The following is a 21,257-nucleotide window of genomic DNA, read 5'->3' on the forward strand; positions in this document are numbered from 1 at the left end:
AAAAAAGAAGTATGCCCTGAGTTTTCCAACACCTTGAGAAATCACAACAATCACTGCCATTAAGAGGTTGCAAAATAATATGCTTGTATCCGCTGTTACCCATCACAATAGACGACTTATTGATTATAAAAAAACCCCGAAAAACCGTCAAAACAAAAGAAAACAGCGACAGGAAAACAACAATCCCTCGAAAAAGGTCAGGCTGGATACTGTCCGGATAAACCATCAGGGGCGTGTTAAACAGGCGGGATTAAAAAAGAAACTACCGGAATACCAGGTGGCTACGGCAAAAAGTCAGCCTGTTCACCAAAACTCTCAGATAAGTGAACTGCAGATTGATTCAAAGCAGAGCACTGAAAGTCATTCAATTCCCACAATACTGAATAGAGTGCTGGATGATATTCGTAAAATGGATATTGAGTATGCCATAGGTCCTGATAAATCCGCTCAAATGCCAAAGCATAAGAGATTATCCATTCACGGTAATTTCACCTATGTTGAAAAGATTTATAAACATTTACTGGTACCGAAGATTCATCACTTGATACAGGAATTTTCCCCTATTAATGACTTAAAACAACGGCAGACCAAATACGCCATGCAAATAGCAGAGTTAGTCAAAACCTACAAAGTAGCCCAATGCGATGAGATGACTCATTTAATGGCTTCCTGCTGCCTGGAAAATCCGACCATCAGCCTGTTTAAAATGGTGATCAACTTTTTTTTTGCGAGAACCGGATCAAAGAAAGGAAAGCTGGATAGATCCACCACTCATGTCTGTTTGGTGGTATGCCCAAATCGTTCAGGTGATAGTGTGCAGATGCAAAGCCAATGGTATGAAGCGGGATACAAACATGCCTATAGTGATCTGCATTGTGCTGACGGGAGCTACCATCAGCCGTCCTATATGGCTACTTCTGATCTTTACATTGCTGATCCGTGTCAGCATGAATATTGGCCAGGAAGCCAGTGGCAGCAATTTATCAGCAGTATTGCCGATCAATATCTCACACCAACGGGTAAAGATTTTAAGAAAATAAAGGTACAAATAACGCGCTATCACTCGGAAACTGCCGTTAAGGAGCTACCGGCCGCAGATATACAGACAGTGCCAGTTAACAGGGCTACCACAGACTATTCAGCCATACCCGCCTATTTTTATCTTGAAGAATTCGTAAACAAATTAAGGAAAAAAGTTCAGGGAGAAAAACAACGGGCTATTGAGATCACCAAGCAAAGACTGGTAAGAAATGGTGTAAAAATCCCGGCTTTTGACACCGTAAAATCAAAACACAGGAAAAAATGGTCAACAAATTTAATACGCGTTCTGGCCTGGAAAATGAACCTTGATGTTAACGTTCTGTGCCGTGAAGATTTAGCCATTATTAATCCAAAATCAGAGGACTACTATCAATATATAATTGACTTTTTAGGCAAATCAATAATCGAATCATCAAAACATATTAACAATATGACCAACAGCTTTAACAAGTATGGATTTCCATTTCCTGAACCATGCAGTCGATGTTTTTTACCATCAAAAAAGTGGCTGCCGGGCCATATCAGGCATCTGCTTAGAGTGGCCAAACCTGAACGATCATTTTCGGACGGCGAACTGATTAAAGTATTGAGAGTACTGAATCCTGTGGAACTACAAGATACCTATTTACGCTATTTACATGAGTATTTGCAAAATAAGCTGGTTGACAACCAGGGCCCCCGAATACTGGAAAATGCCTTGAGCAGCATTAAAGATGGGCCCCACCCCATCCCCCTCCCGGCCATTGCAGGATTCACCAGCTGGAATATATTGACTTTACGAAAACTGGCTGATTTATGTGTAGAAAAGTTTGGTGGCATCTCCGCAAAAACAGTTACCCCCTACCCTTCTGTTAGCAAAAGAGAAGTGATACCAACCTCACCCGATGAGTTTTCCGCCTGGTTTCTCAATAAAATCACCAATAATCAGTTTAATTTCAATAATTTCGATGGCAAGCTAAAGACTGCAAACCTGATTGTTCATATCCCCCCGATAGAAGGTATCACATTTAACCCCGTACCAAAAAGGGCTGACTGGATATTGTACTATGTCTATCAATACGGTTTTGACAAAAAAGAGATTTTCCATCAGACCTCTTCAACAACACTCTATCAAATGCTGAAACGCATTACCTCGCGGGTAAAGCAATCAGAGCTATACGAAAGATTATTGTATCTCAGCTCAACATGGAGTGACCTCAAAGCCAGCAGTTATTTGACAACCTTGAGAACACACAATATCAAACTGCCCGATGATTTAATGTATTGCACAGCCAAAAGCAGAATGGTTAAGATGCACGCAAGAGCAGAAAAACTGAAGGAATCTGGCTGGCTGGCAGCGGATATAGACCTGTCGCAGCATAGAACACCAAAACATAGAAAAGTTCTCTAACACCTTGAGAAACCATAACAATCACTGCCAATAACAGGTTAAATCATAATATGCTTGTAGCCACTGCTATCAATCAAAACACACGGCTTATGGATTATCAAAAGCCCCCAAAAAACTGTCAAAATAAAAGAAAACAGCAACAGGATAACAACAATCCCTCAAAAAGGATCAGGCTGGACAGTACCCGGATGAATCATCAGGGGCGTGTCAAACACGCAGGAGTACAAAAGAAACTACCAGAATACCAGGTTACTATGGCAAAAAGTCAACCTGTTCACCAAAACGCTCAGAAAAATAAACTGCAAATTGATTCAAAGCAAAGTGCTGAAAGTCATTCAATTCCCACAATACTGAGTAAAGTACTGGATGATATTCGTGAAATGGATATTGAGTATGCCATAAGCTCTGATAAATCCGCTCAAATGCCAGAGCATAAAAGGTTATCCATTCACGGCAATTTCACCTGTGTTGGAATGATTTATGAGCATTTACTGGTACCAAAGATTCATCACTTGATACAAGAACTCTCTCCTGTTAATGACTTGAAACAACAGCAGACCAAATACGCCATGCAAATAGCAGAGTTAGTCAAAACCTACAAAGTAGCCCAATGTGATGAGATGACTCATTTAATGGCTTCCTGCTGCCTGGAAAATCCGGCCATAAACCTGTTCAAAATGGTTATCAGCTTTTTTTCTGAAAGAGCCGTATCAAAGAAAGGAAGGATGAACAGACCTACCACGCATGTATGTTTGATGGTATGCCCAAGTCTTTCAGGTGATAATGTGCAGATGCAAAGCCAATGGTATGAAGCTGAACACAAACATGCTCATAGTGATCTGCATTGTGCTGACGGTAGCTATCATCAGCCATCCTATATGGCTACTTCCGGGATTTACGTTGCTGATCCGTGTCAGCATGAATATTGGCCAGGAAGCCAGTGGCAGCAATATATCAACAGTATTGTCGATCAATATCTAACACCAACGGGTAAAAATTTTAAGAAAATAAAGGTACAAATAACGCCTTATCATTCGGAAACTGCCGTTAAGAAGCTACCGGCCACAGATGTACATGAACTGCCAGTTAGCCGTGGTACCACAGACTATTCAGCCATGTCGGTCTATTCTTATCTTGAAGAGTTTGTAAAGAAACCAATAGATAAACCACGGACTACTGACATCACTATGCAAAGACTGGTAAGAAATAATGTAAAGATCCCTTCATTTGAGACCGTAAAGTCAATACACAGGAAAAAATGGTCAACAAGTTTAATACGAGTTCTGGCCTGGAAAATGAACCTTGATGTTAAAGTTCTGCACCGTAAAGATTTAGCCATCATTAATCCGGAATCAGAGGACTACTATCAATATATGATTGACTTTCTGGGTAAATCAACAATCGAATCATCACTAGATACTATCAAGATGACCAACAGCTTTAACAGGCATGGGTTTCCATTTCCTGAACCGTGCACTCGATATTTTTTACCATCGAAAGAGTGGCTGCCGGGCCATATCAGGCATTTGATTAGACTAGCCAAACCTGAACGATCATTTTCGGACTACCAACTGATTAAAGTATTGAAAGTACTGAATCCTGTGGAACTACAAGATACCTATTTACGCTATCTACATGAGTATTTGCAGAATAAGCTGGTTAAAAACCAGGGCCCCCGGGTACTGGAAAATGCCATCGGCTACATTAGGCGGGGAAAAATCCCTCCCCCTGCCATTCAAGGAATGACCAGCTGGAATATATTGACATTACGAAAACTGGCTGATTTATGTGTAAAAAAATTTGGCGGCGTCTCCGCAAAAACGGTTGTTCCCGATCCTTCTGCTGGCAAAAAAGAAGTTATACCAACCTCACCCGATAAGTTTGCCCACTGGTTTCTCAACAAACTTACTAACTGCCAATTTAATTTCAATAGATTCAATGGCAACCTGAAGACTGCAAACCTGATTGTTAACATCAGTCCGATAGAAGGTATTACATTTGATCCCGTACCGCAGAAGGCAGACTGGATGTTGTACTATGTCTATCAGTACGGTTTTGACAAAAAAGAGATTTACTACCAAGCCTTTTCAACAACACTCTATCAATTGTTGAAACGCATTACCTCACCAGAAAAGCACACAGAGTTATACGATAGATTACTGTATCTCAGCTCAACATGTAGTGGTCTTCACACTCACCATTATTGGAAAAAATTGAAAGAACACAACATCAAACTACCCGATGATTTAATGAATTACACAGTCAAGAGCCGGATAATTGAGATGCATGCAAGGGCGGAAAAACTGAAGGAATCTGGCTGGCTGGCAGCGGATATAGACCTGTCGTACCATAAAAAATCAAAACATAAAAAAGTTTTCTAACACCTGGAGAAACCATAACAACCGCTGCCAGTAACAGGTTAAATCATAATATGCTTGTATCCACTGCTACCCATCAAAACCCACGGCTTATGGATTATCAAAAGCCCCCGAAAAACCATCAAAATAAAAGAAAACAGCAACAGGATAACAACAACCCCTCGAAAAAGGTCAGGCTGGACACTACCCGGATGAATCATCAGGGGCGTGTCAAACACGAGGAAGTACAAAAGAAACTACCAGAATACCAGGTTACTATGGCAAAAAGTCAGCCTGTTCACCAAAACTCTCAGAAAAGTAAACTGCAAATTGACTCAAAGCAGATTTATGAAAGTCATTCAATTCCCACAATACTGAGCAAAGTACTGGATGATATTCGTAAAATGGATATTGAGTATGCCATAAGCTCTGATAAATCCGCTCAAATGCCAGAGCATAAAAGATTATCCATTCACGGTAATTTCATCTGTGTTGAAAATATTTATAAGCATTTACTGGTACCAAAGATTCATCACTTGATACAAGAACTTTCTCCTGTTAATGACTTGAAACAACAGCAGACCAAATACGCCATGCAAATAGCAGAGTTAGTCAAAACCTACAAAGTGGCCCAATGTGATGAGATGACTCATTTAATGGCTTCCTGCTGCCTGGATAACCCGGCCATCAGCCTGTTCAAAATGGTGATCAACTTTTTTTTTGCGAGAACCGGATCAAAGAAAGGAAAGCTGGATAGATCCACCACTCATGTATGTTTGATGGTATGCCCAAGGCTTTCAGGTGATAGTGTGCAGATGCAAAGCCAATGGTATGAAGCTGAACACAAATATGCTCATAGTGATCTGCATTGTGCTGACGGGAGCTATCATCAGCCACCCTATATGTCTAATTCCGAGATTTACATTGCTGATCCGTGTCAGCATGAATTTTGGCCAGGAAGCCAGTGGCAGCAATTTATCAGCAATATTGCCGATCAATATCTCACACCAACAGATAAAGATTTTAAGAAAATAACCGTACAAATAACGCCCTATCATTCGGGAACTACTGCTAATGAGCTAACGACTGCAAAGGTACAGGCGGCAGTACCCGTTAACAGTGATACTACAGACTATTCAGCAATACCTGCCTATTTTTATCTTGCGGAGTTCGCAGCCAATACAGCGAAAAAAGCTAAGAAACTGAAACAACGGGCTGCTTTGGTCACTAAGGAAAGACTGGTAAGAAATGGTGTAAAAATCCCTTCATTTAACACCGTAAAATCAAAGCACAGGCAAAAATGGTCAACAAACTTAGTACGAGTTCTGACCTGGAAAATGAACCTTGATGTTAAAGTTCTGCACCGTAAGGATTTAGCCATCATTAATCCAAAATCAGAGGACTACTATCAATGCATGATTGACTTTTTAGGTAAATCAACAATCGAATCACCACAACATGTTATCAATATGGTCAAAAGCTTTAACAAATATGGATTTCCATTTCCGGAACCATGCAGTCGATATTTTTTACCATCGAAGGAGTGGCTGCCAGGCCATATCAGGCATCTGGTTAGAATAGCCAAACCTGAGCAATCATTTTCGGACAGTGAACTGATTAAAGTATTGAGAGTACTGAACCCTGTAGAACTACAAGATACCTATTTACGCTATCTACATGAGTATTTGCAAAATAAGCTGGTTAAAAACCAGGGGCCCCGAGCACTGGAAAAAGCCTTCAGCACCATTAGACAGGGGAACATCCCCCTCCCTGCCATTGAAGGAATCACCAGCTGGAATATATTGACATTACGAAAACTGGCTGATTTATGTGTAAAAAAGTTTGGCGGAATCTCCGCAGAAACGGTTGCACCCTATCCTTCTGTTGGTAAAAAAGAAGTGATACCAACCTCACCCGATGAGTTTGCCCACTGGTTTCTAAATAAACTTACTAAATATCAATTTAATTTCATTAGTTTCGATAGCACTCTAAAGGCTGCAAACCTGATTGTTAGCATCAGCCCGATAGAAGGTATCACATTTAACCCCGTACCACAGAAGGCAGACTGGATGTTATACTACGTTTATCATTACGGCTTTGACAAAAAAGAGATTTACCATCAGGCTCCTACAAACACAGTCTATCAAATGCTGAAACGCATTACCTCCCGAAAAAAGCATTCAGAATTATACGATAAATTATTGTATGTCAGCTCAACAGGTTGTGGTCTTCGATCTCTCAGTATTATCAGGAGCCTGAAAAGACACAACATCAAACTACCCGATGATTTAATAGATTACTCAGTCAAAGACCAGGTGACTGAGATGCATGCAAGAGCAAAAAAACTGAAGGAATCTGGCTGGCTGGCAGCCGATATAGACTTATCGCACCATAGAATATCAAGACATAGAAAAGCTTTATAGTGTCTTGAGAAATCACAACAACCGCTGCCAGTAACAGGTTAAATCATAATATGCTTGTATCCACTGCGACCAATCAAAACACACGGCTTATGGATTATCAAAAGCCCCAAAAAAACCGTCAAAACAAAAGAAAACAGCAACAGGATAACAACAATCCCTCAAAAAAGGTCAGGCTGGACACTTCCCGGATGAATCATCAGGGGCGTGTTAAACAAACGAGAGATCAAAAGAAACTACCGGAATACCAAATTGCTATAGCAAAAGGTCAGCCTGTTCGCCAAAACTCTCAGAAAAGCAAACTACGGATTAACACTAATAGGAGCACTGAAAGTCATTCAATTCCCACAATACTAAGTAAAGTACTAAATGATATTCGTAAAATGGATATTGAGTATGCCATAACTTCAGATAAATCCGCTCAAATGCCAGAGCATAAAAGATTATCCATTCACGGCAATTTTACCTGTGTTGAAAAAATTTATAAGTATTTACTGGTACCAAAGATTCATAACTTGATACGAGAACTTTCTCCTGTTAATGATTTGAAACAACAGCAGACCAAATACGCCATGCAAATAGCAGAGTTAGTCAAAACCTACAAAGTAGCCCAATGTGATGAGATGACCCATTTAATGGCTTCCTGCTGCCTGAAAAACCCGTCCATCAGCCTGTTCAAAATGGTTATCAGCTTTTTTTTTGCGAGAACCGGATCAAAAAAAGGAAATCTGCTGGAAGGAACCACCACTCATGTATGTTTGATGGTATGCCCAAGTCTTTCAGGTGATAGTGTGCAGATGCAAAGCCAATGGTATGAAGCTGAACACAAACATGCCCATAGTGATCTGTGTTGTGCTGACGGGAGCTATCATCAGCCATCTTATATGGCTAATTCCGAGATTTACATTGCTGATCCGTGTCAGCATGAATTTTGGCCAGGAAGCCAATGGCAACAATTTATCAGCAATATTGCCGATCAATATCTATCACCAACGGGTAAAGATTTTAAGAAAATAAAGGTACAAATAACGCCCTATTATTCGGAAACTGCCGTTAAGGAGCTACCGGCCATAGATATACAGGCAGTACCAGTTAACAGGGATACCACAGACTATTCAGCCATTCCCGCCTATTTTTATCTTGCAGAGTTCGTAAATAAACAACAGGCTACTGAGATCACCAAGCAAAAACTGATAAAAAATAAAGTAAAGATCCCTTCATTCAACACCGTAAAATCAGTATACAGGAAAGCATGGTCAATACGTTTAATACGAGTTATGGCCTGGAAAATGAAACTCGATATTAAAACTCTGTACCGTCAGGATTTAGCCATCATTAATCCAAAATCGGAGGACTACTATCAATATATGATTGACTTTTTAGCTAAATCAACAGTCGAATCATCAAATCATATTAGCAATATGGCCGAAAGCTTTAACCTCCATGGGTTTCCATTTCCTGAACCATGCAGTCGATATTTTTTACCATCAGAAAAGTGGCTGCCAGGCCATATCAGGCATCTGCTCAGAGTAGCCAAACCAGAACGACCATTGTCGGACTGGGAATTCATTAAAGTATTGAGAGTACTGAATCCTGTGGAATCACTAGATACCTATTTACTCTGTCTACATGAGTATTTGCAAAATAAGCTGGTTAAAAACAATAGAGGACGAATACTGGAAAATGCCTTGAATAGTATTAAAGATGGGTCCCACCCCATCCCCCTCCCGGCCATTAAAGGAATCACCAGCTGGAATATATTTACATTACGAAAACTGGCTGATTTATGTGTAGAAAAGTTTGGCGGCATCTCCATAAAAATGGTTACTCCCCATTCTTCCGTTGGCAAAAAAGAAATTATACCAACCTCACCCGGAGAGTTTGCCACCTGGTTTCTTAATAGACTTACCAGATATCAATTTAACTTCAGTAATTTCGATGGCAAGCTAAAGCGTACAAACCGGATTGTTAACATCAGTCCAATAGAAGGTATCACATTTAACCCCGTGCCACAGAAGGCAGACTGGATGTTGTACTATGTCTATCATTACGGCTTTAACAAAAAAGAGATTTACCATCAGGCATCTACAAGAACGATCTATCAAATGCTGAAACGCATTACCTCCCGGAAAAAGCATTCAGAATTATACGATAAATTATTGTATGTCAGCTCAACAGGTTGTGATCTTCGATCGCTCACTGTTATCAGGAGCCTGAAAGAACACAACTTCAAAATACCCGATGATTTAATGGATTACACAGTCAAAGACCAGGTGACTGAGATGCATGCAAGAGCGAAAAAACTGAAAGAATCTGGCTGGCTGGCAGCCGATATAGACTTATCGCACCATAGAATATCAAGACATAAAAAATAAGAGCACTCCATAACCGATAAGGCAACACTCGATGGCCTGATGGCCCGTGACACCAATAATTCGGTATATGTTGGTATTGAAAATTGCTCTCAAACATCCGTTAATCGCCACCCGCAACACCATAACAAGCAGTTGATATCTGAGGGTACACTTGAACGAATTACTATTGATTGGCCAGCTTTTGTTATTTTACGGTATGGTCATTTTAACTTACCGCCTGTTCGGTAAAATGGGGCTCCTCTGTTACACCGTGCTGGCCATCGTGGCCGCTAACATAGAAGTACTGGTGCAGATCAATGCCTTCGGTATGGAGATGACCCTGGGGAATATCATGTTTGCCACCACCTTCCTGGTGACCGATATCCTCAGTGAGGTGGGTGGTAAAAAATGGTCTAACTACGCAGTCAATGTCGGCTTCTTTACCTCGGCACTGTTTATTGCCATTTCCCAGAGTTGGCTGTATTTCATGCCCAATTCACTGGATTTTGCCATGCCGCATATTCAGGCCATCTTCAGCAACACGCCTCGCCTGATGGTTACCGGCCTGCTGGTTTATGCCATTACACAGCGCTTTGATGTGTGGCTTTACCACAAAATCTGGCGCTGGACCGGGTTTACCAAGAATTATCTGTGGCTGCGCAACAATGTGTCCACCATGATCTCCCAGTTCTTGAATGCAATTCTATTCACCTTCGGTGCATTTTACGGGACGTTCCCGGTGCTGGACCTGCTCAGTATCATTATCACCAGTTATGGCATCTTTATGGTGACCAGTCTGTGTGATACACCTGCCGTGTATCTGTGCAGAAACATCAAGGTCAGGGAAATATGGGAGCGTACATGAAAGTCATTATTACCGGAGCCAGCGCAGGTATTGGCCTGGCGGTTTGTCAGCGTTTTCTTCAGGATGAGCGCATCACCGTGGTGGGTATCGATGTTAACCCCGGCGAACTTGATAACGCCCGTTACCACCATTTTGTGGCCGATGTGGCAAACCCGGAATTGCTCCCTGACATTAAGGGCGTAACACATCTGATCAACAACGCCGGGGTGCAAAACACCACACAGGACATCGCCATCAATTTAGGCGGGGTGATGAACTGTACCAGGCTGTACGGCCTGCAACCGGCGATTCAATCCATTGTTAATGTTGCCTCTGCCAGTGCTCATTCCGGTGCTGAATTTCCAGAGTATGTTGCCTCCAAAGGCGGTGTTGTCGCCTACACTAAATGGACTGCGCTTCAGGTTGCTCAATACGGTGCCACCTGCAACAGTATTTCCCCCGGAGGCGTGCTTACCGAACTGAACAGGCCGGTCATGGACGATCCTGAAAAATGGCAGGCCATTATGGATGAAACGCTACTGCCAAAATGGGCCAGTTCTGAAGAAATAGCACAGTGGGTTTACTTTATGGCGGTCATCAATCGCAGTATGACCGCACAGGATATTCTGGTGGATAACGGCGAGATGGCGAAGGCTAACTTTGTCTGGTGATCGATACCAGAGGTAGCGCTGAGTAACCCGGGTCAGAACTCGAAAGGAATTTGCGGCAGGTGATATTCACAATAATGTCATGGGTAAAGTTTATCCTGATTGACACGATATAAGGACTCCACTCTTGAAGACTGAAAAAGATTGAGTTCGCTAACGCTCCCAAAAAACAAAAGCAACGAAGCGTGTTTCAGTATTTCACTGCAAAGGAATTGCAACCATGAAAAAGCACCTTTTTCTACTACCCGGCCTCAAAACTGCCAGAGAACTTTCCGAACAACTGGAAAGTGCTGGGATTGATCACAACCGCATTCATATCGCTCACCAGGATCATTCATGTGACACAAACTACAACCTTAACCATCTCAACTTGCTGAAAAAAAACGACACCATTCACAGTGGTGCTATAGAATTCAAGGTTGGTGTCATTCTGGCAGCGACGGTTGGATTCCTTACCTACAACCTTTGGGAAGGTCATCCTGCCGGCGGTATTGGCACCGTCTTCGCCTGCCTGATCGCCCTTGGCTTCCCTGCCTGGCTCGGCGGGATGATCGGTGGCTCGAGTGATAATGGTCGTCTGCAGCCCTGTCATGATCATATTCAGCAAGGTGGCGCGGTAGTTATGGTCAATATCAAAACCCGAATAGAATGGGAAAGAATGAACGAAACCGTATCAAATTATGCACCCGCAAGAGCTGCCGGTGTGGCCTGTGGACTTGAAAACCCTTTTTCGGGACAATTGATTCCGGGAAGATCTCTACGATAAATCGTCGTTTTCTTCATCAGCGGGCAAATAAGGAGAAGATCAATGACCCTTAGAGAACTGAAAAAAGCCTTTAAAGAAAACCATCTGCCTGTCGAGCTGCTGAGTCAGGAAGGAGATATCTATTTATGCCGGGTGGATGGGAAGCACCTGCTGAGTAATCACGATGCCACCCCCACTATTTTCCATAGCATTAGTGAGGCAAAAGAGGTCCTTGGGGATGATATTGCTCATCACTTGCAGCTGGTTTATTCCGAAACCTATGATGAGATGATCCATCCTGAAAACCAGGCCAACTCATCAAAATGAGCCTGGGAAAAGTATTTCTCAGGCTCATAAGCCAATCATCGATTTGGCGTAGACCGTCCGCTCCATATCAACCACGTCAACAGTAATGGAGACATTATCCAGGGGAGTTCCCTCTACAGCATCCAGCAAAATACCGGACAGTTCCTGTTTCTGTTGCAAACTCCGTCCGGATAGAATTCGAGCCGTTACATGAATAAACCGTATCCCCTGTTCCGTACCTACACGATAATGGTCGTAAGGTAGCGCCCGGACCTTAATGGCCGACGTGTCAAACAGCCCGGAGCTGACAGCTCCCTGATACACACTTTCCATCAGGGCCTCTGGACTGACAATTGCTTCCAGTGGCCGCGAGTATTCGATAATACAGTGTGGCACGCAAAACCTCCTTGCAAATGACATAAGGACGAGATTAACCCAACTTCTGTTTAGATGCCCAGATTGCCAGTTTGTGCTTCATGGTCACCTGGGATACCTGATCCTCTGGCAAAGGCTGGATGAGGTTATCATGGACCAGCAGCCGGTATATATATTCAATTTTTTCATTGGCAGAATCGGTCGCCTCAAATTTCACAACCCCCCGCTTCTCACCATACTTCATGCCATATTCAATGGCCTTCTTTACCAGCTCTTTTTCATTCTTCAGTTTCTTCATTGGTGCCTCATTCGATCCAGTAGTGTATTAGGACATTAGCTTTTATAAACCATTTATGGCAAATCAGGAGACTGACCAGCAACACTATTACCGGTGCAGGTTTACTCTGAAATTCCCAAACACATCAGCCTGTCATGCGCTATTCCCAACGGTTATTACCAAAAGCGCTATTCCCTCACGGGTTCAAATAAGGTAAAAGTTCCTTATGAGAACCCCGAAACGAATCCAACCCCTGGTTGATGAAGGACTGGTGGATGAAGTACTCCGCCAGCTAATGAGTGGTAAAGAAGCCGATGTCTATGTGGTGCGCTGTGGCAATGATATCCGCTGCGCCAAGGTTTATAAGGAAGCGGCCAGGCGCAGCTTTAAAAAAGCCGTCCAATATCAGGAAGGTCGCAAAGAGCGCAACAGTCGCAGGCAGCGAGCCATCGAGAAAGGCTCCAGATATGGCCGGAAACAACAGGAAGAGACCTGGCAGAGTGCCGAGGTTGACGCCCTGTTCCGCCTGGCCAGAGCGGGCGTAAGAGTCCCACAGCCTTATATCTGCCTGGATGGCGTACTGTTGATGGAACTGGTGACGGATGATGAAGGCCAGGTTGCCCCACGCCTGGGTGAAGTGACCATGTCCGCCGATCAGGCCCGTGAAGACCACGCCACCATGATGCATTATGTCATGCTGATGCTCTGTGCCGGCCTGGTTCATGGTGACCTGTCGGAATTCAATGTTCTGGTGGATGATTACGGTCCGGTGATTATTGACCTGCCCCAGGCCGTGGATGCCTCGGCCAACAACCATGCCCGCTCGATGCTGGCCAGGGACATCAACAACATCACGGAATACTATGGACAGTTTGCACCGGACCTGTTGAACAGCCAGTATGCCAAAGAGATGTGGGCACTCTATGAAGATGGCGAACTGATCCCGGAAACCGAACTGACCGGCCTGTTCACCGAAGCGGAGCAAGCCGCCGATGTGGACTCAGTGCTGGCCGAAATAAAAGCGGTTCTGGCTGAGGAGCAGAAACGGCAGGAACGTCTGCGAGAATCTGATAATCCTGATGCCTGACTGAGACGGAAGCCAGCCCTACCGGTCAGGTGGGGCAGGCCCGATCAAAACAACGCTCAGGCTTGGGTGTTGCAGCGCCAATCGATCAGTTACTTCATTTAACTGGCGGTATGTTGATGTTCCTGAATATCTGATTAGCCCTTTGACAACAGGTTTCAGGGAAATATCAACATCATTTTTAATTGATTATTATTTGACCTCTGTCAATCTTTCCAGTTGATTTAATAAATACAATCAGAACCAGAATTTTATCTCATTAATGGTTCTTTTTCCTACAGAACTGTTTTGAAAGCCATGGGACAGAATATATGCAGGAAATATTGATAACAGGAAACAATTGAAACAACGCGTTCATTATTGTTTTCAAAAAATATTTACAGGTGGTATCGCCATCTGAAAAGCAGGCAGGCAAAATCCTTTGCAAGGATTAACGAACAGCAATGCCCTGTGCTACTTACTTTTCTTTTTTCTTTGCCGTGGAAAATCGTTTGTTTATTGCTGTTATTTGTTTTTCTTTTTTTATTTAACAGTGGTACTAGCTGTTTTATTTTGGCATTGATATTTGGATAACAAATACAGCATTCGGTTAGTGACAGAAATTATAAACCTGGTTTTAAGTGAGGCATCAATGGCAACTGGTACGAATCGTGGCTGGGTCGTAGTGACGGCTGGCCTGGCGATTAACTTAATGTTCGGCAGTCTTTACACGTGGAGTATCTTCTCCGAGAATTTTATTAACACTCAGGGCTGGACCGCTTCTCAGGCATCCACACCCTACGCAGCGGCCATTGCCGCGTTTGCGCTGGTCATGCTGGTAGGTGGTAAGCTGCAGGATCGCCTTGGGCCGCGCGTAGTGATCACCATCGCAGGTTTGTGTACTGCGGCAGGTATGTTCCTGTGCAGTGCCATGCCCACGGAAACCGGCGTTATCCTGGGTTTTGGTGTCCTCAATGGTGCAGGCATCGGTCTGGGTTATTCCGCAACGGCTCCGGCAGCGGTGAAATGGTTCAAACCGGAGCAAAAAGGGTTAATTGTCGGTCTGGTTGTCACCGGCTTTGGTTTGGCACCGCTGTATGCGGCTCCACTGGCCAAATACCTGATCGCAGAATACGGCCTGTTTGCCAGCTTTAATATACTGGCGGTGTTCTTCGGTAGTGTGATCGTAACTGGTGCCCAGTTCATGAGTGTTCCGGAAACCACAACAAGCATGGCGACTGCGGATAAAAAGGCCAAAGAGACCCCGGTTGTTGCTGATGGCCCGGAGACCGGTGAGTACAACTGGAAGCAGATGATCAGGACGCCACAGTTTGCCATGTTGTGGCTGATGTTCCTGGCAGGTTCCATGACCGGCCTGATGATGATTGGTCATATTGGTAACATTGCCAAGCTGCAACTGTCCGATACATTTAACATTACCCTGCTGGTTCAGGCGTTCTCTGTCGCCAATGCTTTGGGCCGTCCGGGTGCTGGCTTAATATCTGACAGGATCGGTCGCGCCCGCACCATGAGCATTCTATATACGTTGCAAGGTGCTGTGCTGTTGATGTTCGGTGGTTTTGATACCTTTAGCATGATACTGATGGGTTCATTGGTTATCACCTTCGGCTATGGTGCAATGCTGGCAGTATTCCCGTCTGCAACGGCAGACTTCTTTGGTACCAGAAACCTGGGCTTTAACTACGCTATCCTGTTCAGCGCGTGGGGTGTTGCGGGCATGGCGGGTCCGAAACTGGCAGGTTATCTGCTGGACACCACGGGCGGTTATGAGAGCACCTTTATGATCTGTGCCGGAGTCAGTTTTGCAGCGGCTGCTATCGGTCTTATGGTCAAACCGCCGAAAAAAGCGGCTGATTTTGCGGGAGTGCAAGTTGCTCAGGCCGCTTGAGTATTTTAATCAGGCTCTTGATGGATTTCGGGAGATTCCTGATCAACAACACCTGAAGTCCAGATAGAGTCGCTTGACCACGCTTCTGGATTAAAAGCCCGGCATGTTCCGGGCTTTGTTTTTGCCACTTGCCATCAGAACCATGACAATAATGAATAAATAGCAAAAACTTTACGACCAGAAACCCGCATACAACAAACCAGTCCGCAGCGTAATTGACCTGGGGCTTTCACAGTCCTTGTTGCACCAATGTAATAAAGAATTTTCGACAGTCTGGATGGCAATGGGGCCTCCTATACCAAGTTTACCGATGCAGAAACCGGAACCTATGTAAGTCATGGAATGAATCCACTCTTGTGTATAGGTATCTGACAGATTCAGATAACTAAATGGCTTAACTGTTTTTATATCATTGACAACAATTTCGTTATAACAGGTCATCACTTTTTTAAAAGAGAATCTGTTGACTCCACAGTGTAAAAAATGTTCAAACTGATGACAGGATGATTGCTGATCCTTACTGTCTTCGGAAGTCGTACAGTAGCTTTCTCCTTGTGAAATCCACTTGATAAATCGTTTCCCCCAGGCGACTGGAGGGTGATATTCATACTCCCTGCCATTCTGGTCTTTGGCAACAAAAGAAATGTCATCATCCTGGCCTTGAAAAAGCGACCTTATGTATTCATCAGTGCCCTCACCACAAATTGCTTTATAAGCCCTTCCTCCGATTTCAAAGCGGTGAATTATTGTTTTATTGGTAATAGCGGGATTAATTAATGACTGATCTGTCTGTATAAACGATTCCTTTATATAAATCTTAACAGTCTTTGCATGGCCTGTTTTCTTACTGGCAAATAAAGTGTTACTGCTGTCCTTCTGAGGACTGTTCGCTGTTTGTATGGGGTAAAGCTCTGTGGTTGCGTTAGAGGGTATATTCATTATTCATGGCTTCGTGATAACTTGGGGGTGCATCGTGCATGGGTTCATACGGCGGTGGATGGAGAGGAGGAGCAGTTATGTCCTGAGCCATAGACAAATTGTTATTGTGATACAAGGGTTGAGTATCAATAATCTCAGCGTCGGTAACCGGGACCGGTATCTTCTGGTCTTTTGCACCAGTACGATTAGAAAGCATATTGGCCGCAATATGGTCATCTTTTTTGCCAGTACAGGTTGATAGCTGCTCCCGGTTCGCGTAAAGATATCCCACCAGGCCTCCTGCCAGGCCTCCGGCCATTGCCATTGCTCCGGTAATGCAGTAACAGCCACAAGCCTTAACAGTCAACGTACAACAAGCGTCTACCCCCTTTGACATATTCTTGCCCGAAAAATTCCCATGCCAGAAATAAAGATTCAGTATTCACCTTGTCGATTGTAAACAGACAGTTCCTTTTACTAGTTTTGCGACAACGGATGAAATATTCGGACTAATCCATAGCAGGCCATGGACGATAAAAGTAAAGCTGGAAACAACATCACAGGGACGAACCATGATCATCAGAACTGCTACCACCATAACTCTTATTGCAGGATTAGCCATCAGTGCCGCATCAGCCATCGCCAACGAGAGAAGGGTCACTGGAGGTGATAATGCCTACTACATTGCTGACCATTCAGGCCCCACCTTCAGTTCCACCGACTTTGTCTGGCCTGAGAGCCGATTCAAAGGGGGTGACGGTTATGACGGCCCCGAAGATAACAGCAGCGCCTTTGAAGTTTATGTAATCCATGAAGAGAAAAAAGGCGGTGATAATCAATAGTTGATCCAAACCATTAAAAAAGCCCTCCGGAGAGGGCTTTTTTTTATACTACAGGCACAAGATGCCCATCTTCCAGGCGTAATGCCCGGTCCATCTGCCGGGCAAATACCATATCATGGGTCACGACAATAAAACTGGTGGTCAGCTGTTCACTGAGGGATTTCATCAACTCATGAATCTTGCTGGCGGTATGGGGATCCAGATTGCCCGTTGGCTCATCCATCAGAACCAGGTCCGGACTGCCGACCAGTGCCCGGGCAATAGCCACCCTCTGCCGTTCACCACCGGAAAGTTCTGCCGGCTTATGGCTGGCCCGTTTCGACAGCCCCACTATACCCAGCATTTCTTCAGCTCTCATGCTTGCCTGCCCCACGGATACCTCTTTTCGCAGCAGTAATGGCATGGCAACATTTTCCAGGGCCGTAAATTCTGGCAGCAAATGATGGAACTGGTAAACAAACCCCAGGTGACGGTTCCGCAATTCACCCTGTTGTTCAGATACCTTCATCAGCTGATGGCCACAAAGTATTACCTCACCGCTGGAAGGGTGATCCAACCCGGCCAACAGCTGCAGCAGCGTTGTTTTTCCTGAACCGGAAGTGCCGACAATCGCTACTCGTTCAGAGGGTGATACCAACAGGTCTATGCCTCTTAGCACCTCCAGTTTTTCAGGCCCTTCAGCAAATACTTTGGTGAGACTGCGGCACTCCAGAACTGCTCGGTTTTCAGGATTATTCATAACGAAGAGCCTCCGCAGGCTGGGTTCTGGAGGCTCGCCATGCCGGATACAGGGTTGCCAGGAAACTCATCAGCAAACCGGACACACTGATCACTGCGACATCCTGCCACATTAACTCCGATGGCAGGTAGCTGATAAAATAAACATCAGGGCTCAGAAAGTGGATACCCAATAATTTTTCCAGGGCACCTACAATTTCGGAAACATTCAGCGCACCGGCAATGCCCAGGGCAACCCCCAGCAGCGTCCCGATAACACCAATCAAGGATCCCTGAACCATAAATATTCCCATAATCATTTTGGGGGTCGCACCAAATGTGCGGAGGATGGCGATATCCCCCTGCTTATCGGTCACCACCATGACCAGCGTGGAGACAATATTAAAGGCGGCAACGGCAACAATCAGGGTGAGAAGCAGGCCGACCATGGTCTTTTCCATCTGAATCGCCTGAAACAGACGTCCATGGCTGCGGGTCCAGTCCTGAACGTAGTAGCGACCGGGCAAGGTAATCGCTACATCCCAGGCCAGTTTCGGTGCGGCAAACAGATCATCCATTTTCAGTCGTATACCTGTTACCCCTTCAGGCACCCGCAGAAAACGGGCCAGATCTTCACGATGGGCGTAGGCCAGGTTGCCATCCACATCGGCACCTACCGAGAAAGTACCAACGACAGTGAATCGTTTCAGGCGAGGCAAAACACCCGCCAGGTTGACACTGGCTTCAGGCAGAACCATGGTCACTTTATCGCCAACGGCCAATCCCAGATAATTGGCCAGAATATCACCCAGCAGAATACCAAACTCTCCGGGCTGCAGGTCTTCCAATGCGCCCTGCTTCATATGATCGGCAATAATAGAGACCCTTCTTTCATAGCCGGGATCAATACCGTAAACCAGCGTTCCCCGCACCAGATCACCATTGGCCAACATACCCTGGGCATCGACAAACGGCGCAGCCGCTTCGATGCCTTCTTTGTCCGGAATGGTATTGACCAGCGCCTGCCAGTCTTCAATACCACCACCGGCCGCCGTGATGGTGGCATGGGGAACCATACCCAGCACTCGCTGCTTTAGCTCCCGATCAAAGCCATTCATCACTGACAGCACAATAATCAGTACCGAAACACCCAGCGTCAGCCCCACCATGGATGTTCCGGAGATGAATGAGATAAAATGATTCCGTCGCTTTGCGCGGGTATAGCGCAAACCGATAAAAAAAGGTAATGGTCTAAACATTTATTCTGCCAGTATTCCTTGCGCCATCGGCGTGTCAGGGGCGGATTGGCCACTTGTTTGAAAAGCCAGTAAGCTGGCATTATGCCATAAAGCCGCATAATTCCCGTCGAATTTTCCTGCGCTTTGCGACTGTTTCCTCCCCCCTGTACGACGCAAGAAATATTAGCTTTTCGGTCTTACATGAGCAATGACGGTAAATAGCTTCCTGGGCAGATGCGGATTGTGGCTGGGAAAATAATTAGAACTCACTTTCAATGAACCACTGGCAGGAGTAATCTCTTTGCGTGATGCCTGATTAGCGCTTCAGCCTTCTTTTCGAGTCAAGCAGGACGCAAATATGATGAAAACACTTGTTGGTACTCTTTCCGTGACTATAGCAATTATTTGTTCGTCGTCTATTGTCCAGGTCACTGCCAATGAGCTTGCTCCCGACCAGACTCCGTATTCCGAAGGCATCACTGTGACCCCCGTGGGCAGTCAGTCTCAGGAGTTGCGCCAATCTCTGGCTTTACCAAAATACGGTCAAACCATGGATACAGTCAGGGAGATGCTGGGCAACCCCAGCCAGACGGAAACCATTGGTGAACCCGCCATCACCCGCTGGTATTATCCAGACCGGAAATTGACGGTGTACTTTGAAGGTAAACGGGTCTTGAGGTCAGTGGTTGATATCACGCCCTGAGTTATAAAAGCTGTTTTCTGAATTGCCCCGGCGGCATACCAAAATAACGCTGAAAAGCTTCATAAAAGCGGCTGAGAGAACTGAAACCACAGGCATAGCCAATATCGGCAATGGGCCGCTTGCTGTCCATAAGCAGCAATTGGGCTTTTTGCAGGCGCTGGAACTGCAGATATTGCTTGATAGAGACCCCCATCACACTGGTAAACAGGTTGGTCGTATAATTCTTGTGCAGGCCAAGATGAGCCGCCACATCGGCGGTTGAAATAGGCCGATGCAGGTTTTCCCCGATAAAGTGAATCATGGTAGAAACATGGTGAGCACCTTTCAAACGACCACTGCCCGGATGACCGGCAGCCGGTGCCTGCTCAAGATGGTCTTCGGCGAAGACACTTTCCGGGTGATCCCACCCCTGAAAACTGATGCGTTTCAACAGCAGTGACAGCTCTCCCAGAATAATCTCCTTTAATTCCGGGTGATCGCTGCGAAAATCCTCATGCCAGCGACTCAATCTCATGACCAGGTAGTCATGGTCCGGCTTTGCCAGGGCAATAGCGCCGGACATCACCTCCTGACGAAGTTGTCCCATCAGTGGCCACTGAAGAAATTCCGGTAAAGGGATATAGAGATTATAAAGGGTACCTTTTCCCGGATTTTTTTCCACCAGGCCCACCAGTCGATGGGGCATGTTGGCCCAGAAGATGGCCAGCCGGTTTTCAGGAATGCACTGCTCCCTGCCATTGACAATATAAGTGGCCGAGCAACCCAGCAGATAGTTCAGTTCAACATGGCCATGAACATGGCCACTGTCCATAATATAAGGGGCCCGGTTTTCGACATAAAAGATGTCCCCCTGAATATCGGAAATCGAGCCGGGCATGGGGACCACACCTTCGGTTCTGCGACCGGTTCCACGACACTGCCTGGCCGACAATAGCTGCTGACTGCTCACAAATATTGACCCTTATCAAAAAGCCCCACAATGATACCCATTGCCGTGGCACAAATCTTTGTTTTCGGGAAAAACAGAAAAAAAACCGTAAAAGAAATATCCTGCTGCCTGTTCGTAAAATGACCACAATCGATTATTTAA

The 21,257-nt window shown here is 45.0% G+C and carries 19 protein-coding genes; 12 read left to right on the forward strand and 7 right to left on the reverse strand.

Going from position 1 to position 21,257, the window contains the following annotated elements:
- The first annotated feature begins 79 nt into the window (after positions 1–79).
- The 8 genes from J7438_RS07480 (at position 80) to J7438_RS07515 (ending at position 12,146) form a co-directional block, all read left to right on the forward strand.
- Positions 80–2,431: a hypothetical protein gene (locus J7438_RS07480; protein ID WP_209276065.1), complete on the forward strand. Its 2,352-nt coding sequence runs from the start codon at positions 80–82 to the stop codon at positions 2,429–2,431.
- A gap of 50 nt (positions 2,432–2,481) precedes the next feature.
- Positions 2,482–4,812 (forward strand): hypothetical protein, encoded by a 2,331-nt coding sequence (locus J7438_RS07485; protein ID WP_209276066.1) that lies wholly within the window; start codon positions 2,482–2,484, stop codon positions 4,810–4,812.
- 50 nt (positions 4,813–4,862) lie between these two features.
- The gene (locus tag J7438_RS07490; RefSeq protein ID WP_209276067.1) at positions 4,863–7,211 is read left to right on the forward strand and encodes a hypothetical protein; all 2,349 of its coding nucleotides are present in this window, start codon (positions 4,863–4,865) and stop codon (positions 7,209–7,211) included.
- 50 nt (positions 7,212–7,261) lie between these two features.
- Positions 7,262–9,583 carry a hypothetical protein gene (locus J7438_RS07495; RefSeq protein WP_209276068.1) on the forward strand — a complete coding sequence of 774 codons (2,322 nt, stop codon included), beginning with the start codon at positions 7,262–7,264 and terminating at the stop codon, positions 9,581–9,583.
- A 151-nt stretch (positions 9,584–9,734) separates the two neighbouring features.
- On the forward strand, positions 9,735–10,427 hold the full coding sequence (locus tag J7438_RS07500) for a queuosine precursor transporter (RefSeq protein ID WP_209276069.1): 693 nt from the start codon (positions 9,735–9,737) through the stop codon (positions 10,425–10,427).
- Complete coding sequence (locus J7438_RS07505; protein ID WP_209201508.1) at positions 10,424–11,077, forward strand: SDR family NAD(P)-dependent oxidoreductase; 654 nt, start codon at positions 10,424–10,426, stop codon at positions 11,075–11,077. The genes J7438_RS07500 and J7438_RS07505 overlap by 4 nt, the downstream gene beginning before the upstream one ends.
- A 217-nt stretch (positions 11,078–11,294) precedes the next feature.
- Positions 11,295–11,840 (forward strand): hypothetical protein, encoded by a 546-nt coding sequence (locus J7438_RS07510; RefSeq protein WP_209276070.1) that lies wholly within the window; start codon positions 11,295–11,297, stop codon positions 11,838–11,840.
- A gap of 42 nt (positions 11,841–11,882) precedes the next feature.
- Entirely contained in the window at positions 11,883–12,146 is a 264-nt protein-coding gene (locus J7438_RS07515) for a DUF6482 family protein (RefSeq protein ID WP_209276071.1), read from the forward strand.
- Between the two features lie 24 nt (positions 12,147–12,170).
- Here the strand turns inward: J7438_RS07515 and J7438_RS07520 are convergent, their stop codons facing one another.
- On the reverse strand, positions 12,171–12,521 hold the full coding sequence (locus J7438_RS07520; protein WP_209276072.1) for a 5-carboxymethyl-2-hydroxymuconate Delta-isomerase: 351 nt from the start codon (positions 12,519–12,521) through the stop codon (positions 12,171–12,173).
- Positions 12,522–12,555: 34 nt separating this feature from the next.
- The gene (locus tag J7438_RS07525; RefSeq protein ID WP_209201504.1) at positions 12,556–12,798 is read right to left on the reverse strand and encodes a DUF5062 family protein; all 243 of its coding nucleotides are present in this window, start codon (positions 12,796–12,798) and stop codon (positions 12,556–12,558) included.
- Between the two features lie 205 nt (positions 12,799–13,003).
- Here J7438_RS07525 and J7438_RS07530 point away from each other — a divergent pair, with 205 nt between their 5' ends.
- Both J7438_RS07530 and J7438_RS07535 read left to right on the forward strand, forming a co-directional pair.
- Positions 13,004–13,864, forward strand: a complete 861-nt coding sequence (locus tag J7438_RS07530; RefSeq protein WP_209201503.1) for a PA4780 family RIO1-like protein kinase — start codon at positions 13,004–13,006, stop codon at positions 13,862–13,864.
- Between the two features lie 628 nt (positions 13,865–14,492).
- A complete protein-coding gene (locus tag J7438_RS07535) occupies positions 14,493–15,749 on the forward strand; it encodes an L-lactate MFS transporter (RefSeq protein WP_209276073.1) in 1,257 nt (418 codons plus the stop codon).
- A gap of 171 nt (positions 15,750–15,920) precedes the next feature.
- Here the strand turns inward: J7438_RS07535 and J7438_RS07540 are convergent, their stop codons facing one another.
- Positions 15,921–16,688, reverse strand: coding sequence for a hypothetical protein (locus J7438_RS07540; RefSeq protein WP_209201501.1), 768 nt, complete (start codon positions 16,686–16,688; stop codon positions 15,921–15,923).
- A complete protein-coding gene (locus tag J7438_RS07545) occupies positions 16,672–17,064 on the reverse strand; it encodes a hypothetical protein (RefSeq protein ID WP_209276074.1) in 393 nt (130 codons plus the stop codon). Before J7438_RS07545 ends, J7438_RS07540 begins: the two co-directional genes overlap by 17 nt.
- Before the next feature lie 175 nt (positions 17,065–17,239).
- Between J7438_RS07545 and J7438_RS07550 the strand changes: the two genes are divergently transcribed.
- On the forward strand, positions 17,240–17,509 hold the full coding sequence (locus J7438_RS07550) for a hypothetical protein (protein ID WP_101748677.1): 270 nt from the start codon (positions 17,240–17,242) through the stop codon (positions 17,507–17,509).
- 43 nt (positions 17,510–17,552) lie between these two features.
- Here J7438_RS07550 and J7438_RS07555 read toward each other — a convergent pair whose 3' ends face one another.
- Together J7438_RS07555 and J7438_RS07560 are read right to left on the reverse strand one after the other, a co-directional pair.
- Positions 17,553–18,248: an ABC transporter ATP-binding protein gene (locus tag J7438_RS07555; RefSeq protein ID WP_209201499.1), complete on the reverse strand. Its 696-nt coding sequence runs from the start codon at positions 18,246–18,248 to the stop codon at positions 17,553–17,555.
- Positions 18,241–19,485, reverse strand: coding sequence for a lipoprotein-releasing ABC transporter permease subunit (locus J7438_RS07560; RefSeq protein ID WP_209201498.1), 1,245 nt, complete (start codon positions 19,483–19,485; stop codon positions 18,241–18,243). The genes J7438_RS07555 and J7438_RS07560 overlap by 8 nt, the downstream gene beginning before the upstream one ends.
- Before the next feature lie 337 nt (positions 19,486–19,822).
- On the opposite strand from J7438_RS07560, the gene J7438_RS07565 reads away from it, so the two are divergent.
- Positions 19,823–20,167, forward strand: a complete 345-nt coding sequence (locus J7438_RS07565; RefSeq protein ID WP_209276075.1) for a hypothetical protein — start codon at positions 19,823–19,825, stop codon at positions 20,165–20,167.
- 1 nt (position 20,168) lies between these two features.
- On the opposite strand, the gene J7438_RS28210 is transcribed toward J7438_RS07565, so the two are convergent.
- The gene (locus J7438_RS28210) at positions 20,169–21,116 is read right to left on the reverse strand and encodes a helix-turn-helix domain-containing protein (RefSeq protein WP_209276076.1); all 948 of its coding nucleotides are present in this window, start codon (positions 21,114–21,116) and stop codon (positions 20,169–20,171) included.
- Between the last annotated feature and the right edge of the window lie 141 nt (positions 21,117–21,257).

Origin of the sequence: Thalassotalea sp. G20_0, from assembly GCF_017744175.1 — a bacterium.
Classification (GTDB): Bacteria; Pseudomonadota; Gammaproteobacteria; order Pseudomonadales; family Endozoicomonadaceae; genus Endozoicomonas.